Raw genomic sequence first — 16,690 nt, forward strand, 5'->3', positions numbered from 1 at the left:
CCTCATGCTGATCCTTTCGTCGCCCTCGGGTGCCGGCAAGACCAGCTTGACGCGCATGCTGTTGCAAAAGCCCGAGCTCGATCTGACGCTCTCGATTTCGGTGACGACCCGGCCGCGCCGGTCGAGCGAGGTCGAGGGCATCCATTACCGGTTCATCCCCCGCAAGCGTTTCGAACAGCTCCGCGACGAGGGCGAATTGCTCGAATGGGCGGAGGTGCATGGCAATTTCTACGGCACGCCGCGCGAGCCGGTGGAGCGCACGCTGGCGCAGGGTCGCGACGTCCTCTTCGACATCGATTATCAGGGCACGCAGCAGGTAAAGGCCAAGGCCGGCGAGGATGTCGTCACCATTTTCATCCTGCCGCCGTCGATGCGCGAATTGAAGGCGCGGCTCGAACGCCGCGCCGAGGACACGGGCGAGGCGATCGCGGCGCGGCTCGCCAATGCGGCGAACGAAATCCGTCGCTGGACCCTCTATGATTATGTGCTGATCAACGACGATCTGCAGAAGACCTTTGAGGATCTTGTCGCGATCCTCACGGCGGAGCGTCGCCGCGCCGTGCGGCAGAAGCCGGGCATCGAGGCCTTCGTCGAAGGATTGCTCAAGGAGATGTGAGCATCACGTCCGCCGCATGGGCGCCAGTGTATTCGCCAGAGCCACGAATCCGGCGACGTCGATTTCCTCGGCGCGCTTGGTCGGCTCGATCCCGGCGCGGGTCAGCAGGACGAGCGGATCAATGCCGAGGCCCTTGAGACTCTGCCGCAGCATTTTGCGCCGCTGGCCGAAGGCTGCCTGCGTGACGGCGGCGAGAAGGCCGGCATCGCATGGCAAAGGCGTCGCGCGCGGCACCAGTTCGACGACGGCCGAGGTGACCTTCGGCGGCGGGGTGAAGGCCGCGGCCGGTACATCGAAAAGAATCCGCGTCGTGCAGCGCCAATTGGCGAGCACCGCCAGCCGGCCATAATCGGCGCGCTCGCGCGGTGTCGCGACGATGCGCTGGGCGACCTCCTTCTGAAACATCAGCACGAAGCGATCGAAGACGGGAGGCCAGTGCTTCGTTTCAAGCCAGCCGGTCAGCAGCGCGGTGGCGATATTGTAGGGCAGGTTGGCGCAAATCCGCGCCGGCCGCCGATCGCCGGCGAGGCCGGCAAGATCCGTCTGCAGCGCATCGCCTTCGATCACTTCGAGCCGGCCGGGATAATGCGCGCCGATTTCGGCCAGGGCCGCCAGGCAGCGTGCGTCGCGCTCGATCGCGATGACGTGCTCGGCGCCTTCGGCAAGCAGGGCGCGGGTCAGTCCGCCAGGTCCTGGGCCGATCTCGACGATGGTCGCTTCAGGCAGCGGCCCCGCGGCGCGGGCAATGCGGGCCGTGAGATTGAGATCGAAGAGAAAGTTCTGGCCGAGATTTTTCTTCGCGGCGAGGCCATGCGCGGCGACGATCTCGCGCAACGGCGGCAGGGCGTCTTTCACGTTTTCGGCTTTGCCAGTTTGGCTGCCAGCCGCAGAGCGGCGATGAGGCTTGCGGGATCCGCCTTGCCCCCGGCGGCAATATCGAAGGCGGTGCCGTGATCCGGCGACGTCCGCACGAAGGGCAGGCCAAGCGTCGTATTGACGGCACTGTCGAAGGCGAGCGTCTTGATCGGGATCAGCGCCTGGTCGTGATACATGCAGATCGCGACATCGTATTTTTCGCGCGCCGCGGCGTGGAACAAAGTGTCGGCCGGATAGGGGCCGCGTGCGTCGATCCCGGCTTTGCGCAGTGCTGCGACCGCCGGCGCGATAATCTCGATTTCCTCAAGGCCGATATGGCCCGCCTCGCCGGCATGCGGGTTGAGCCCTGTGAAGACGAGGCGCGGCGTAGCAAGGCCGAATCGCCGCTTGAAATCGGCATCGACGATTGCACCCGTCTCGACCAAGAGATCCTGGGTGACAAGCATCGGGACTTTGGCCAGCGGCACATGGATCGTCGCCGGGACGACGGCGAGCCAAGGCGACCACAGCAGCATGACGGGCCGCACCTTTCCGCCATAGAGGCGGGCCGCCAATTCGCCGAGGAATTCGGTGTGGCCGGGATGGGCGAATCCGGCGCGCTGCAAGACTTCTTTGGCGATCGGGTTGGTGACGAGCGCATCGGCCATTCCGGCGTGAACGAAGCGCACACCCGCCTCGATCGATGCGATCGTCGCGGCGGCATCGGCAAGGTCGGGCGAGCCAAGCGCGCCGACAACGGCATGCGCCGGCCCCACGACCGGCAAAGCGCGCGCAAATATGGCTGCCGCTTCGCGCGGCTCAGCCGGCTCGACCGGCACGTTCAGACCGAAATGCCGCGCGAGCCCGGACAGATGATCGGCGTCGGCGATGACGAAAAAGGCGGGGGCTGTCGCATCGGCATGGGTCGCGGCCCACGCCTTCAACGCCAGTTCCGGGCCTATCCCCGATGGATCACCGCGTGTCAGCGCGACAAGGCCGCGCGCCATCAGCGCTTGACGATGACGGCATAAGACCGCAGCTCGGCAAGCCGACGTTCGGCGTCGGCGCGCATTTCGGCGCTGAGCAGCCGCTCGGAGATCGCCTTGCGCACGGCGGTGTCGTCGTTCGAGACGCCCTTGCTGCAGACGGCAATCATTTCGACGCCGTCGGCGGTCCGCTCCGGTGGCGTCAAATGCCCAACCGGGGTCTTATCCAGCACATCCTTGAGCTGATCGCTGATCGTCAGCGAATTGCGAATGATCTCATCCTTCACCGCAACATTGTCCATCGCGCGCGCCAGCGGCAAGCCATCGGCGCAATTGGTGAAGCGCAACCGCAATTGGTCGGCGGCCTTGATACGCTCCTGGATCTCAGCAAACACGTTGTTGCCATGCAGCGTGAAGATCACCTGATGCAATTTGTAATCGATGCCGGCAGCGGACCGGCCGCCGTCCTTGGCCAGTTCGGCGCGGATGGCGCCCTCGCTCGGATCGACGCCCTTGTTATAGGCCTGCACCAGCAGATTGAACTCGAAATCCGCGGTGAAATGATCCTTGATATGCTGCTCGGAAATGCCGGCCTGCTGCATGGCGCTCATGAATGCCGCCGGCGCCATATGCAGCCAGCCGGCTTCGAGCGAAATTTGCTGACCGATCTCGCTGTTGGTGGCGGTGATCTTGAATTTATCGGTTTCCCCGAGCTTGAGCTGATCGTCGATCATGCTGTTCAGCGCATCGTCATAGGAAGATGGCTTATGCATCACGCGCAGCAGCTTTTCGCGTTCGCTCACGTCCCAACTCGTGATCGGGGCGCCGTTCACGGTGGCAACAATCGTCTGCGCCTGTGCGCGCGGGGCAAAGGAAAAGAAACCGCCGGCGATCAATAAGGCCGCCGCCCAAATCGAGGGCCGGATGAGCACGCGCCGATCCAAGCTGATGCGACCAAACATGGGGGCCTTTCTCCCTCTTTTTCGATAGACCATCAAATTCGATACACCGTCAAAATTTTCGATTCACGCAATACCATCTGATCACCGCAAAGTGGCAATTGTCTGCCCGACCGGCCGCGCCATCAGCGGTCGATCGGCTGCGCGCCGTTGGCGTAGGTCGTCTGCTGATATTTGGCATCGCCCAGAGAGCGCAACTGAAGCTGGACCATGAAGATCTGATTATGCACCAAGGTGCCGGTTCCGATGTCTTCGTAGACCGAACTGTAATTGACGAGCAAGGATGTGCAATCGTCGGTATAGCCGGCGCCGAGACTTTCCGACGCTATGGCCCATGGCCCGGCATTCGTGAAGCCGGTCAAGGAGGGCGGATAATATTGCCGGCTCATGTCGAACGTAACGCTGCCCTGCAGGAAATAATGCGGCGTGAGCTGGTAGCGCGAGTTAAGGCTTAGGCCCTCGCGGGGCACATAATAGCCGAGGATCGGCTGGGCCTGGTAATTGGCGAAATCGACGCCGCCGGTCCACGCTCCGAGGTTGAAATCCGAGGCGATGTCGAGCCGGTCGGGCTCGAAATTTTGCGTGTTGAACAGCCCCTTGGCAGTGAAGTCCAGCCACGGGATCGGAGCGACCGTGACGGCGCCGACATAATCCGAGGCGGTCGTCTGGAGCCCCGAGGCGAGGCCATTGTTGACGGCGCTCGGCTGATCGAAGCCGTTCGGGCCGGCGACTTGCCGCGATTGGCCGGCGATCACGTTCACATAGCCGCCATTGTTCAAATTGAACGTGGCTTGGCCGCCGTAATTGGCGCGGGTGCCGGTCTCGAACTGGTCATAGCCGGAATATTTGTTCCAGGCGAACAGATTGCTCTCGTCGAACACGAGGCTTTGCGAATCCATGTTTACGAGCGAATTCGAGCCGATGAGATTGTTCGGCCGGGCGATAATCTGGCCGATCGGTTCGACGACCAGCGAGCCGAGCTTGGTGTTGACGAGGATCGGGTAGCGATATTCAAGGCCGATGCCCGGCATGACATACCCTTGCACACCGCTCGCCTGACCGACGAAATTCGTCTGGTTGGAATTGAAGAACGTGTAGCTGGCGGCATCATTCGGATTGGTGGCCGTGAAACTGTTGCTCGTGTTGAGATCAAGCCATTCGCCATTCAGCCGGGCGAAGGCAAAAGGCGTCCAAGCGCCGCCGATCGGGTCGACAAACTTACGCTGCCAGGAAACGTCGGCCGTCGTGCGCGTCTGCTCGCCGCCGATGCCCCGTAGCAGGCAGTCGCCGGCATTCGTTCCCGGCCTATAGTTCTGGCAATATTCATAAAGTCCGACGGCGGGATCGAACAATTGTGTCTGCGGGTTAAAGCCCGGTCCCGCGACGGGAGAATAGCTCGCCAGCTGTTCCGACAGCGAGGTGAGATTGAAGTCGGCCTGCACATCGCCGCCGATGCCATGCGTCTTGGCCGGGTCGAGGTCAAAGAGGCGATTGTAGTCCAACACCAGGACGTTGGGCTGCGTCTCCTGGATGTCGCGCGGATCGAGACCTTCGAAATGGAAGCCGCGCAAGTCGAAATAGCTGTTGTCGCCTTGTCCGGTCAGATAGGCGTCGGAAACAGCTTCGCTGTAATAGTATGAGGAGCCGAGCGGGTTGGCGAAGGGATAATCCCAGAAGTACCACTTGTCGGTCAGCGCGGTGAGGTTCCAGCCGTATTTCCAGTATTTGTCGAGCTGGAACTCGCCTTGGCTCGAAATCGAGCCGCGGAACCTGTTGTTGCCCGAGCCATAGGGCGACGCGGGGAAGAGACTTGGATTGGTCTCATAAATCCCGTTGGCGCGAATGAAATAATTGCCGTTCGCCAGCCGGTGGCGCCATTCGAAATCGTTGTAGAAGCCTTCGTTGACGAAATAGGTCGGGGTCCAGGTCAGATCGTAGTTCGGCGCCATAGCCCAGAAGACCGGCACCTCGACGCCGAAACCAAGCTCCGAACTGCTGATCGTCTCAGGCATCAGGATGCCGGACTTGCGCTTGACGGTCGGATCGGGGGAGGAGAACACCGGGACATAGGCGATCGGCAGCCCTAGGAACTCCAGCCAGGCGTCCGTGTAATAGATCATATGCTCGTCGTTGTTGTGGATGATGCGCTTGGCGCGCACCCGCCACAGCGGCGGCTTCAGCGGATTATCGGCGCAGGCGGCGCAGGCCGTATAGGTGCCCTTGTTATAGACCGAGATCGCGCCCTGGGTGATTTCGGCATGCGGGGCGCTGAAATAGGTCTTCTGCGTCGTGGTCGAGCGCAGGCTTTCGACAAACCCTTCGCGGAAATCCTTGGTCATGTCGAAGCGGTCGCCGTAGATGACGTTGCCATCCTTATTGATCATCTTGGCATGGCCCTCGGCATAGAGCCGTTGGGTGTTGCGATCGTAGATGACCCGGTCGGCCTGCAGCGTCCGGCCCTGGTAATAAATCCGCGCGTTGCCGACCGCGGAAACCGTGTTCTTGTCCTTGTCGTAGACGAGCTGATCGGCCTCGACGAACATTTTGTCGGGTTGTTTTTGCGCCTGCGCCGCGCCGCCGCTGGCTTGCGCGACGGCTTGCGCCAACGGATCGAGACCGAGCCAGGCGCAGACGAGCGCGCAGAGGGCCAGCAACGCAAGGCGCGCGCCCGCGCGCCATCGTGGCCGCAGCGCACCGGCAAAGCCCGTGGGGCTCATACGCCGCCCCATCAACCGTCCTCCTGGTTGAGGAGAGCCAAGCCGCCGAGCATGCTGCCGACGATAGCCGGCGACCATGCCGCAACCGACGCGCTCAGAATGCCAGCTTCGCCGAAATCGGACACCACTTTGGTCACGAGATAAAGCACGAAGCCCGCAGCGACGCCACCTCCGACCATCTTACCGATGCCACCAAACCTGAAAAATCTTAACGAAAAGGCGCCGGCGATCAGGACCATCGCGACCAGCATCAGCGGGCGCGCCAGAAGTGTTTGAAATTGCAGGTTAAGCCCGTTGGGATCGAGGCCAGCCAAGGCGCTTTCGTCGCGCATTCGCGGCAGCGCCCAGAAGGGCACGGAATCGGGCGTCAAGAAGCTTTCCGCAAGGTCGGTCGGCGACGCATTCGTGGCGAGAAGGTAGACGCCAACCTTGCGCGGGTCCTGTCCAGGTGCCGAAATCACGGCATTTTGCAGAGCCCAGACGCCGGGCTCGAGCGTTGCGGTCGCCGCCTCGACGCGTTCCCCGAACTTGCCGTCCGGCTCATAGACATAGGCGATCACCGACTGCAATTTCGTGCCTTGATCGAGGGCGTTGGCGGCGCGCAGGATCGCCTCGCCGTCGATGCCGCTCTGGCGAATCCAGAGCGTGCCGTCGCCCTGGACCGTACCGGCTCGGCCGAAAAGCTGCGCCTCGATGATATCGGCGCGCTGTTTCATCATCGCCGACAGTGGATTGAAGGCGACAACGGAGAACGTCCCGACCACGACGGCGATCGCCACCGGCGGCAGCAGAAACTGCCAGACCGAGACGCCGGCCGAGCGGGCGACGATCAGCTCCAGCTTGCGGGTCAGGTCGATGAAGGCCGCCATGGTCCCGAAGAGCACGCAGAACGGCAGGATCTGCTCGGCGACGGTCGGCGTCCGCAGCAGCGTCAGATAGGCGATATAGCCCGGCGTCACCCCGTGCAAGGAATTGGATCGGCGCAGCAATTCGACGAAATCGAAGACATAGATCGTCCCGACGATGGCCGCGAAGACCGCCGCGATCGTCTTGAAAAACCGCCAGGTGAGGTAACGTCCGAGCGTCGAGACGAGAATGCTCATGGCGCGGACCTTACCGGTGCGCCGGCGATGGGCGCACGCCACGGCGCCGCCGGCGCGGCAAGGCCGCCCGGCCGAACGGAGCTGATAAGGCTGGCGACGAACAACATAACGCGGGCGCTTCCGTGAAGAATGGGCTGCCACCGAGCAGGTCCGGGCTGCAAGATGGCGTCGTCAGACACGCGGCCTCGAAAGGCCAAACCTTCGGGCCGTACCTTCGTGCAAGCGTCTCCCGTCAGCGATTGGGGACCTGGTCGCGAAAACCGGCTTTTTCCGGCCTGCCGGAATCGCAAATAGGTCCCTGAAATTTTACTCCATTTTGGCTACCGAGTTGGCGCTATTGGTGCAAGCGGCTCGGGGCTTTTTCAGGGCGATCTTGCAGCGATGCCGGGGGCGCGTTGCGCCGCGGCCACGGCTGCCCGAAGCCGCATTATAGCGAAAAAACTGGCACGCAAATGCCGACCGGTGCTAGGGCTTGCGGTCTGCGCAGGCCCGGACGCGTGGGCTGCGCCGGGAGGCTTTAAGTTTCTGTTTCGTGACGCCTTCGGCGGCCTGGGCCGGCGTGGATGTGCGGCGCGATGACGGGCAATCAGAAGAGAGCGAGATGTCACACGCCGCGAAAATCGATTTTGTTTCCCTCAATTCCGTGTCAGCGGCGCCTTCGGCCAAGGCCGGCGCCAAAGCCAAGGGCACGCCGGCGCTGGTCATCTTTGCTGGCGAAGATTTGAATTTGGGCAACGCCACACGCGCCCTGATTGGTGATGACGGCGTGGCGCTCGTCAAAAGGGCTGCCGGCGCCGCCAAATTCAAGGGCAAGAAAGCCTCGGCGCTCGATATTTTGGCGCCAGCCGGATTGGCCGCCGAGCGGCTTATCGTCATCGGCGTCGGCGCCGACGAGGACGCGGCAAAGCCCAAAGGCAAAGAGGCGGACAAAGCCAAGCCGCACGATTTCCTCGGTCTCGGCGGATTCGTGCTGGGCAAGCTCGGCCACGCGGCCGCGGCAACGGTGGTTTTCGATCTGCCCCACGGCCCCAAGGACGCGGCGGCGGCGGCGGCGGAATTCGCCGAAGGCGTCGTGCTGCGCCATTACAAGTTCGATCTTTATAAGACCAAGAAAAAAGATGAGGACACGAGCGAGCCGGCCAGCGTCGCAATCGCCGTCGAAGACCCGGCTGCCGCCAAGCGCGAGGCCAAAAGCCGCGCCGCGGTCGCCGAAGGCGTCCTCCTCGCCCGCGAGCTCGTCAACGAGCCGGCCAACGTGCTCTATCCGGAGGAGTTTGCCAAACGCGCGGCGGCGCTCGAAAAGCTCGGCGTCGAGGTCGATGTCCTCGATAAAGCGGCCCTGACGAAGCTCGGGATGGGCGCGCTGCTCGGCGTCGGACAAGGCTCGGCGCGCGAAAGCCGGGTCGTGATCATGCGCTGGCGCGGCGACAAAGGCAAAGACGGAAAGTCGAAGCCCGTTGCCTTTGTCGGCAAGGGCGTCACCTTCGACACCGGCGGCATTTCGATCAAGGGGGCCGCCGGGATGGAGGACATGAAGGGCGACATGGCCGGCGCGGCCTGCGTCGTCGGCCTCATCCACGCTTTGGCGGCGCGCAAGGCAAAGGTCGACGCGATCGGCGCCATCGGCCTCGTCGAGAACATGCCCGGATCGAATGCGCAGCGGCCGGGCGACATCGTCAAGTCCTTGTCCGGCCAGACGATCGAGGTGATCAATACCGACGCCGAGGGCCGCCTCGTGCTCGCCGATGTGCTCTGGTACGTGCAGGACAAATACAAGCCGCAATTCATGGTCGATCTCGCGACGCTCACCGGCGCGGTGATGGTCGCGCTCGGCCAGGAATATGCCGGGCTGTTCTCGAACGACGACAAATTGAGCGAGCGCCTGACCGAGGCCGGCAAAGAGACCGGCGAGAAGCTTTGGCGACTGCCGCTTGGCCCCGCCTATGACAAGCTCATCGATTCCAAATTCGCAGATATGAAGAACACCGGCGGCCGCCACGGCGGTTCGATCACCGCGGCGCAATTCCTGCAGCGCTTCGTCAACGGCACGCCCTGGGCGCATCTCGACATCGCCGGGACGGGCATGAATGCGCCGGCAAGCGACATCAACCAGAGCTGGGGCTCGGGCTTCGGCGTGCGGCTCCTGGAGCGCCTCGTCAGCGACCATTACGAAGGGCGCGCCTCTTCGCAGAAGGATTGATGCGCCCGGCCATGGAGGTCTGGTTCTACCATCTGCAAAGCCAGAGGCTCGAACGGGCGCTCCCGGCGCTGCTTGAACGCGCGCTCGCCAATGGCTGGCGCAGCGTCGTTCAGGCGGCGAGCGAAGAACGGCTCGATTTGCTCGACGAAGTGCTTTGGACCTATGCCGATGCGAGCTTCCTGGCGCACGGCCGGGCGCGCGATGGCGACGCCGAAATGCAGCCGGTCTATCTCACCTGCGACGCCGAAAATCCGAATGCGGCGCGGTTGCGGCTCTTCGTCGATGGCGCCGATGTCGCCGCAAGTCTTGCCGCTGATGCCGCGTATGAGCGCGTGATCCTGCTCTTCGATGGCAACGATGCCGATCAGCTCGCGAGCGCCCGCGCGCAATGGAAGGCGTTAAAGGACAAGGGTTTTTCGCTCACCTATTGGCAGCAGAACGAGCGCGGCGGCTGGGAAAAGAAAGCCTGAGACGCAGCGCTTACGACCGCGCCATCAGCGAGACGGCGAGCGCATAGATGCGCAGCCGCGCTTGTTCCGGCAGGCCGGCAAGCGTTTTCAGATAAATCTGGCCGACCGTGCACATGCGGGCATCGGGAATCGGCGGATTGGGCGTCTTGCCGTCGAGGATGGCGGCGACTTCGGCGTCGTTGACGCCTTGCGCCTTCATCGCGCTCGAAAGCGCGTTGAAGTCGGAATCGCTCGGCGCATCACGCTCGACCCCGTTGACGCGGCCGCTGCCGATCGCCTCAAGTCCGGCAATCGCCATATCGGCGACAAGCGGGCGATGCGAGGCGGAAAAGGCGAAAAAGGCTTGGCTTGCGCCGCCATAGAGGAAGTCGACGCAGAGTTTCGGGTCGCTGGCCGCCAAGGCCTGCATCATCCGCAGCTGAATATCGAAAATATGCGCCAGCGCCGGGCCGTCCGCCTTGGCCGCCAGAATGCCATTGGAGACGCGAAGGTCGCGCACCGCCTCCGAGAGCAGCGCATCGACATTCGTCAGATCCTTGCCGTCGAGCGCCTCCTTGGCGAATCCGTCAAGGATCGAATCATATTCGGAGGGCAGCGTCGCGCGCAGGCGGGCAAAGAAGACGGCATAGTCCGGTGCTTTGGTGGCGATCTCCCGCTCGATCGATTGCCGCGCGAGCATCAACGGCTCCGGCGGCGGCGGCCCGGCCGCGGCGGGGGTGCTCGGCGGCGGCGCCGGGGGCGTTGCGGCTTGCTGGCCGGCGTCCATGAAAAAGCCGATCGCAAGCGCGACAGCGATCACCGCGGCAAAGCTCAAAAGCGCCAGACGTAGAATGTCCTGGCCTTCAAACCCGCGCACGAGAACGGGGCCGTCGTCGCCGTGATACGCGTCGGACAACTCAGAACACTCCCCGCCGCACGGCGGCGCTTTTCGGCCAAGTTTCCGGGCCACGTTCTTTGGCCGCGTTCCAGGACCGTTTTCTTGGACCATTTTCTTGGACCGCTTTCTTGGGCGGCGCCATGCGGTCTTCTAAGGCGTTGATTTGAAGCATAGTTGCGCGGCGAAGGCCAGCGCTCCAGAGCAGATTTTACTGGCTGGCGATCTTAAGCCGTTCGAATCCGGCCGCGAGATCGGCCTTCAGGTCCTCCGGATCTTCGAGACCGATGGAGAAGCGCAGAGCTGGCCCTGGCGGCGCGAAGGTCGTCGCCGTGCGATAGGTGCTGCAGTCGAAGGGAATGACGAGGCTTTCGTAGCCGCCCCAGGAATAGCCCATGCCGAACAGGCTCAAACCGTCGAGGAAAGCGGCCAAGGCCGGCTGCGAAACCGGTTTCAAGAAGACCGAAAAAAGCCCCGACGAGCCGCGGAAATCGCGCCTCCAGATGGCGTGACCGGGGCAGTCGGGCAGGGCGGGGTGAAGCACGCGCGCGACCTCGGGGCGTGCGCTGAGCCAAGTGGCGAGAGCAAGGCCCTGGCGTTCGGCTTCGCGCAGCCGCAGTTCGAGCGTGCGCAGGCCGCGAAGCGCGAGATAGACATCCTCCGGGCCGGGGCAATTGGCGAAGAGATCAAAGCTCGCGCGCAACCGCGGCAGCCAGCGTTCATTGGCCGAGACGAGGCCAAGCAAAAGATCGGCATGGCCGGAGAGATATTTCGTCCCGGCCTCGATGGCGAGGTCGATGCCGAACCGGTGTGGCGGAAAAAACAGCGGCGTCGCCCAGGTGTTGTCGAGAATGGTGCAGAGATCCTTCTCGATCGCCACGCCGGCAATCGCCGGCACGTCCTGGATTTCGAACGTCTGCGACCCGGGGGTTTCGAGAAAAATCACGCGGGTGTTGGATCGAATGAGCGCGGCGATGCCGGCGCCGAGGCCGGGATCGTAATAGGTCGTCTCGACGCCCATCCGTTTCAGGAACCGGTCGCAGAAATTGCGCGTCGGCTGATAGACGGAATCGCTGACGAGGATGTGATCCCCGGCCTTCACCGCCGAGAGGATGGCGAGGGCGACGGCCGAAAGGCCGGAGGGCGCAAGCACCGTGCCGGCGGCGCCGGCGATCTCCGTCCAGGCGGTTTCGAGCGCGTCGGTCGTCGGCGTGCCATGCGTGCCGTAGGTGTATTTGGCATTGCGCGCGACGAGATCGGCATAGGAGCGGTAAAGGACTGTCGAACCGCGATAGATCGGCGTGTTGATGAAACCGTGCTGCTCGAACGGGTGGCGGCCGGCATGCACCAGTTTCGTGCGATCTTTCAAAGGCCGTCGCTCGTCCATCTTCGACATCGTCCCTCGCTGGCGCCGACACTATGACCGAGGCTTTACGGCAAATCTCAGATTCGCTCCAATTTGGCGCTTTTGGCAATTTGTCGCGCCGCTTGACCGCGCTGCCGGAAAGTTCTGATAGTCGCGCCGCCCGCGCCCCCAAGCTTGGAGCCGAAATGATCAAAGCCCCCCTGCTCAGATTCATCCTTTGCCTGTCGTTCGGCTTATCGTTCGGCTTGGCGGCGGTTTCCTCTGCCGCTGCCGCGGGCGCGACGCTCGACCAGGTCAAGCAGCGTGGCTATCTCAACTGCGGCTCGAACCCCGGCCTCGCCGGTTTCGGCCTGCCGGATTCAAACGGCAATTGGACCGGCCTCGACGTCGATTTCTGCCGCGCCGTCGCGGCGGCGATTTTCGACGATCCGAACAAGGTCAAGTTCATTCCGTTGACCGCCAAGGATCGTTTCACCGCCCTGCAATCCGGCGAGGTCGACGTGCTCGCTCATAACACGACCTGGACGGTTTCGCGCGAAGCGGGGCAGGGACTGCTCTTCACCGGCGTCAATTATTACGACGGCCAAGGATTCATGATTCATAACAAGCTGAACATTTCTTCGGCGCTCGAACTGTCCGGCGCGTCGATCTGTGTGCAGCAGGGGACGACGAGCGAGTTGAACCTCGCCGATTTCTTTCATTCGCATCAGATGCAATATGAATCGGTCACCTTCGCGACCTCCGACGAAGCGCTCAAAGCTTATGACACCGGGCGCTGCGACGCCTTCACCACCGATTCCTCGGCGCTTTACATCGAACGCCTGAAGCTCGCCAATCCCGATCAGAACGTCATCCTGCCGGAGATCATCTCGAAAGAGCCGTTCAGCCCCGCCGTCCGCCAGGGCGACGACCAATGGTTCAACATCGTCAAATGGGTCAATTTTGCCATGCTCGATGCGGAGGAAGCCGGCATCACCTCGAAGAACGTCGACGAGAAGATGAGTTCCGACGATCCGACGGCGCGGCGGCTCCTCGGCGTCGAGGGCGATTTCGGCCAGTCTCTGGGCCTGACCAAGGACTGGGCCTATCGCATCATCAAACAGGTCGGCAATTACGGCGAGAGCTTTGATCGTAACCTCGGCTCAGGCTCGAAGCTCGGGATCAAGCGCGGCATCAACTCGCTGTGGACGCGCGGCGGCATCCAATATGCGCCGCCGGTGCGCTGAGCGGCCTTCAACGCAATGCTGACGAGCCCGATCGAGCGCGGCGGCGCAATACGCAGCGCGCTCGTGCAGATCGTTTTTGTGATGGGACTCGCGTTCATCGCCTATGAGGGCGCGGCGGCGGCGCTGGCCCATATGCGCGCGCACCACATTCCATTCGATTTCGGCTTCTGGGACGAACGCGCCGGCTTCGATATCGACCAGCATCTCATCCCCTATTCCTTCACCTCGACCTATGGGCGTGCCTTTTTCGTCGGGCTGACCAATACGCTCGTCGTCGCGGCCGTCGGAATCGTCTTTGCGAGCCTCATCGGCTTTGCCATCGGCGCCGCGCGGCTGTCGCATCATCTCATCGTCGCGAAATGCGCCGGCGCCTATGTCGAGGCGTTGCGCAACGTGCCGCTGCTGTTGCAGATCCTCTTTTGGTACAATGCGGTGCTCAAGGCTTTGCCGGCGCCGCGCGCATCGCTCGCCTTTCCGGGTCACATCTTTCTCAACAACCGCGGCCTGTTCGTGCCGGCGCCGAGCGTCTCGCCGATCGGCGTTTCGTTGCCGGTCTTTCATGGTTTCAATTTCACCGGCGGGGCAAAACTCTCGCCGGAATTCGTCGCCCTGACTCTGGCGCTGATCCTTTATACCGCCGCCTTCATCGCCGAGATCGTCCGCGCCGGTATCGCCGGCGTGCCGAAGGGGCAGGGCGAAGCCGCCGCGGCGCTCGGCCTCAATGCGCGGCAAGCACGAAAATACGTCATCATCCCTCAGGCGCTGCGGCTCATCGTGCCGCCGCTCACCAGTCAATATCTGAACCTTTTCAAGAATTCTTCTCTCGCCGTCTTCATCGGCTATCCGGATCTCGTGCAGGTCTTCGCCGGCACGGTGCTGAACCAGACGGGCGCGGCGGTGCCGGTGATCGCCGTGACCATGGCGGTCTATCTCTTTGTCTCGCTCATCGTCGCGGGCGCGATGAATCTTTATAATCGCCACATCGCCGGGGGCGCGCACTGATGCCGGCTGCTTATGTCCGTGCCGCACCGGCACCCATCCTGCCGCCGCCAGCCGCGACGGGTCGGCGCTTGCGGACGCTGCGCGATCTCTTCGGCGCGCCACAATCTCTGCTGCTCACCGCGATCGGGCTCGCCCTGATCGTCTGGCTCGTGCCGGAGTTGTTGCGCTATTTCGTCATCGATGCCGTCTGGGCGGGCGATGCGGCGGCGTGCCGTGCGGCGCATGGCGCCTGCTGGGCTTTCATCGGCGAGAAACTGCCGTATTTCGTCTATGGCGCCTATCCGCCGGATCAGCGCTGGCGGGTCAATCTCGTCTTCGCGACTGGCGCCGTTCTCGTCATCTGGCTGCTCACACCGCGGGCGCCGGCGCGGCGGCTCGGCGCTTGGCTCGCTTTTCTCGTCTATCCGGTCCTTGCCTTCATTTTGCTCTATGGTTGGCCAGCGATCGGTCTCACCCGTATCACCAGCGACCGATGGGGCGGGATGCTCGTCACGTTGATCGTTGCCATCTTCGGCATCGTCGTCTCACTGCCGCTCGGCATTTTGCTGGCGCTCGGCCGGCGCTCGCGTTTGCCGGCAGTGCGGATCACAAGCACGGCCTTTATCGAATTCATGCGCGGCGTGCCGATGATTGCCGTTCTCTTCATGGCCGATACGATGCTGCCGCTGTTCTTGCCCGAAGGTTTCGAGCCAGACCGGCTGGTGCGGCCACTCGTCGGCGTCGCGCTGTTTGCTTCGGCCTATATGGCCGAGGTCGTGCGCGGCGGCTTGCAAGCGCTGCCGAAAGGCCAAAGCGAGGCGGGCAAAGCACTTGGCCTGCGCTATTGGGGGATTGAGCGGCTGATTGTGTTGCCGCAAGTCTTGCGGCTCACGCTTCCGGCGATCACCGGCACCTTCATCGGCCTGTTCAAGGATACGACCTTGGTTGCGACCGTCGGTATTTTCGATTTTCTGCGCACGGTCGATTCGGCGCGGCTCGATCCGAACTGGTCCGGTCCGACGATCACGACGACCGCTTATAGTTTCGCCGCGCTCGTCTATTTCATCTGCTGCTTCGGCATGTCGCGCTACGCGCTGAGCCTCGAACGGCGGCTCGCGGCGCGCTATGGCCGCCCAACGGGGTGAAGCCAACATGACCGAAACGTCTCTCCGCGCCGTCGAAATCGAGCACCTGAACAAATGGTATGGCCGGTTCCATGTCCTGCGCGACATCAATGTCAGCGTCACGCCGGGCGAGCGCATCGTCATCTGCGGCCCCTCGGGGTCCGGCAAATCGACGCTGATCCGCTGCATCAACGGGCTCGAGGACTTCCAGCAAGGACGCCTTGCCGTCGACGGGATGGCGCTCACACGCGCGTCGCTCGCCGCCGTGCGGCGCGATGTCGGCATGGTCTTCCAGCACTTCAACCTGTTCTCGCATCTAACCGTGCTGGAGAATTGCACCTTGGCGCCGGTCGAGGTGCGCAAAATGCCGCGCCCCGCCGCGCAGGATCTCGCCCGGCATTATCTGGCGCGCGTCAAGATGAGCGACCATGCGGGCAAATATCCGGCGCAGCTCTCAGGCGGCGAACAGCAGCGCGTCGCCATCGCCCGGGCGCTTTGCATGAGCCCGAAGATCATGCTGTTCGACGAGCCGACCTCGGCGCTCGATCCGGAAGCGGTGAAGGACGTGCTCGATCTGATCATGACGCTCACGGCCGAGGAGCGGACGACCATGCTTTGCGTGACCCACGAGATGGGCTTCGCGCGTCAAGTCGCGGACCGGGTGATTTTCATGGCGGAAGGCGAGATCGTCGAGATCAATCAGCCTGAAGCCTTCTTCACCGCCCCGCAGCATAACCGCACGAAGCTCTTTTTGAGCCAGATCCTTCGCTGAAGCTTGCGGGGCAAGGGCGAAGGTTGCGCTGGATGACATCCGGAAGCGACTGCCATGGCGGCGCTCGCCCGACGCAACCCAATCCCATGCCAATTCGATGTGACATTTTCCGAAAAGTTCCTTAAAGATTTTGTGATTTCCCCAGAATTAACAACGGGATAGAACAGGAACAAAGCACGCATTTCCGCCAACCCAATGATTGAGCAGCACTATTGTCCAATCTTTGCGGGGGGAGATTTTTTAGGCCGCTTGACGAAGGAACATAATAGGAATAAAAAAGGAACATAAGACGTTCTTTGGGGATGCTTATGATACCTTTTCTCGTCGATGCGGCAGAACTCGTTTCGCTGACCTGTTTCGTTGCGTTCATTGCCGTTGTGGCCCGGAGTTTGGGCGCAGCCTGAAATCTGTTGAGAGACCGAACGGGGCGGCGCGGATGCG

The 16,690-nt window shown here is 62.8% G+C and carries 14 protein-coding genes; 7 read left to right on the forward strand and 7 right to left on the reverse strand.

Annotated elements, in window-relative coordinates; genetic code table 11:
• The first annotated feature begins 4 nt into the window (after positions 1-4).
• Complete coding sequence (gene gmk, locus Q0025_RS02610; RefSeq protein WP_297295792.1) at positions 5-616, forward strand: guanylate kinase; 612 nt, start codon at positions 5-7, stop codon at positions 614-616.
• Between the two features lie 3 nt (positions 617-619).
• On the opposite strand, the gene rsmA is transcribed toward gmk, so the two are convergent.
• The 5 genes from rsmA to lptG form a co-directional block, all read right to left on the reverse strand.
• Positions 620-1,471 (reverse strand): 16S rRNA (adenine(1518)-N(6)/adenine(1519)-N(6))-dimethyltransferase RsmA, encoded by an 852-nt coding sequence (gene rsmA, locus Q0025_RS02615; RefSeq protein WP_297295737.1) that lies wholly within the window; start codon positions 1,469-1,471, stop codon positions 620-622.
• Complete coding sequence (gene pdxA, locus Q0025_RS02620; RefSeq protein ID WP_297295738.1) at positions 1,468-2,478, reverse strand: 4-hydroxythreonine-4-phosphate dehydrogenase PdxA; 1,011 nt, start codon at positions 2,476-2,478, stop codon at positions 1,468-1,470. Before pdxA ends, rsmA begins: the two co-directional genes overlap by 4 nt.
• The gene (locus Q0025_RS02625; protein WP_297295740.1) at positions 2,478-3,389 is read right to left on the reverse strand and encodes a hypothetical protein; all 912 of its coding nucleotides are present in this window, start codon (positions 3,387-3,389) and stop codon (positions 2,478-2,480) included. The genes pdxA and Q0025_RS02625 overlap by 1 nt, the downstream gene beginning before the upstream one ends.
• 152 nt (positions 3,390-3,541) lie before the next feature.
• On the reverse strand, positions 3,542-6,133 hold the full coding sequence (lptD, locus tag Q0025_RS02630) for an LPS assembly protein LptD (protein ID WP_297295742.1): 2,592 nt from the start codon (positions 6,131-6,133) through the stop codon (positions 3,542-3,544).
• Between the two features lie 11 nt (positions 6,134-6,144).
• The gene (lptG, locus tag Q0025_RS02635; RefSeq protein WP_366939378.1) at positions 6,145-7,236 is read right to left on the reverse strand and encodes an LPS export ABC transporter permease LptG; all 1,092 of its coding nucleotides are present in this window, start codon (positions 7,234-7,236) and stop codon (positions 6,145-6,147) included.
• 601 nt (positions 7,237-7,837) lie between these two features.
• Between lptG and Q0025_RS02640 the strand changes: the two genes are divergently transcribed.
• The gene (locus tag Q0025_RS02640) at positions 7,838-9,436 is read left to right on the forward strand and encodes a leucyl aminopeptidase (protein WP_297295743.1); all 1,599 of its coding nucleotides are present in this window, start codon (positions 7,838-7,840) and stop codon (positions 9,434-9,436) included.
• Positions 9,436-9,906: a DNA polymerase III subunit chi gene (locus Q0025_RS02645; RefSeq protein ID WP_297295744.1), complete on the forward strand. Its 471-nt coding sequence runs from the start codon at positions 9,436-9,438 to the stop codon at positions 9,904-9,906. Before Q0025_RS02640 ends, Q0025_RS02645 begins: the two co-directional genes overlap by 1 nt.
• 10 nt (positions 9,907-9,916) lie before the next feature.
• Here Q0025_RS02645 and Q0025_RS02650 read toward each other — a convergent pair whose 3' ends face one another.
• Positions 9,917-10,801, reverse strand: a complete 885-nt coding sequence (locus Q0025_RS02650) for a hypothetical protein (RefSeq protein WP_297295745.1) — start codon at positions 10,799-10,801, stop codon at positions 9,917-9,919.
• A gap of 190 nt (positions 10,802-10,991) precedes the next feature.
• Positions 10,992-12,176, reverse strand: coding sequence for a cystathionine beta-lyase (gene metC, locus Q0025_RS02655; RefSeq protein ID WP_297295746.1), 1,185 nt, complete (start codon positions 12,174-12,176; stop codon positions 10,992-10,994).
• A 170-nt stretch (positions 12,177-12,346) separates the two neighbouring features.
• Between metC and Q0025_RS02660 the strand changes: the two genes are divergently transcribed.
• Genes Q0025_RS02660 through Q0025_RS02675 form a run of 4 tightly spaced genes read left to right on the forward strand, consistent with a single transcriptional unit; the run spans position 12,347 to position 16,249 of the window.
• On the forward strand, positions 12,347-13,372 hold the full coding sequence (locus tag Q0025_RS02660) for an amino acid ABC transporter substrate-binding protein (RefSeq protein WP_297295795.1): 1,026 nt from the start codon (positions 12,347-12,349) through the stop codon (positions 13,370-13,372).
• A 15-nt stretch (positions 13,373-13,387) separates the two neighbouring features.
• Positions 13,388-14,374 (forward strand): ABC transporter permease subunit, encoded by a 987-nt coding sequence (locus Q0025_RS02665; protein ID WP_297295747.1) that lies wholly within the window; start codon positions 13,388-13,390, stop codon positions 14,372-14,374.
• On the forward strand, positions 14,374-15,498 hold the full coding sequence (locus Q0025_RS02670; protein WP_297295748.1) for an amino acid ABC transporter permease: 1,125 nt from the start codon (positions 14,374-14,376) through the stop codon (positions 15,496-15,498). The genes Q0025_RS02665 and Q0025_RS02670 overlap by 1 nt, the downstream gene beginning before the upstream one ends.
• On the forward strand, positions 15,479-16,249 hold the full coding sequence (locus Q0025_RS02675; RefSeq protein WP_297295749.1) for an amino acid ABC transporter ATP-binding protein: 771 nt from the start codon (positions 15,479-15,481) through the stop codon (positions 16,247-16,249). The genes Q0025_RS02670 and Q0025_RS02675 overlap by 20 nt, the downstream gene beginning before the upstream one ends.
• Positions 16,250-16,690: the final 441 nt, after the last annotated feature.

The sequence above is a fragment of the uncultured Methylovirgula sp. genome, assembly GCF_947646745.1.
Classification (GTDB): Bacteria; Pseudomonadota; Alphaproteobacteria; order Rhizobiales; family Beijerinckiaceae; genus Methylovirgula.

Excerpts from the sequence above, each read along its gene's own strand:
- Q0025_RS02645 (WP_297295744.1), top strand. The coding sequence starts at position 9,436 with ATGCGCCCGGCCATGGAGGTCTGGTTCTACCATCTGCAAAGCCAGAGG.
- Q0025_RS02675 (WP_297295749.1), top strand. The coding sequence starts at position 15,479 with ATGGCCGCCCAACGGGGTGAAGCCAACATGACCGAAACGTCTCTCCGC.
- metC (WP_297295746.1), bottom strand. The coding sequence starts at position 12,176 with ATGTCGAAGATGGACGAGCGACGGCCTTTGAAAGATCGCACGAAACTG.
- lptD (WP_297295742.1), bottom strand. The coding sequence starts at position 6,133 with ATGAGCCCCACGGGCTTTGCCGGTGCGCTGCGGCCACGATGGCGCGCG.
- lptG (WP_366939378.1), bottom strand. The coding sequence starts at position 7,236 with ATGAGCATTCTCGTCTCGACGCTCGGACGTTACCTCACCTGGCGGTTT.
- gmk (WP_297295792.1), top strand. The coding sequence starts at position 5 with ATGCTGATCCTTTCGTCGCCCTCGGGTGCCGGCAAGACCAGCTTGACG.
- Q0025_RS02665 (WP_297295747.1), top strand. The coding sequence starts at position 13,388 with ATGCTGACGAGCCCGATCGAGCGCGGCGGCGCAATACGCAGCGCGCTC.
- Q0025_RS02640 (WP_297295743.1), top strand. The coding sequence starts at position 7,838 with ATGTCACACGCCGCGAAAATCGATTTTGTTTCCCTCAATTCCGTGTCA.
- Q0025_RS02670 (WP_297295748.1), top strand. The coding sequence starts at position 14,374 with ATGCCGGCTGCTTATGTCCGTGCCGCACCGGCACCCATCCTGCCGCCG.
- pdxA (WP_297295738.1), bottom strand. The coding sequence starts at position 2,478 with ATGGCGCGCGGCCTTGTCGCGCTGACACGCGGTGATCCATCGGGGATA.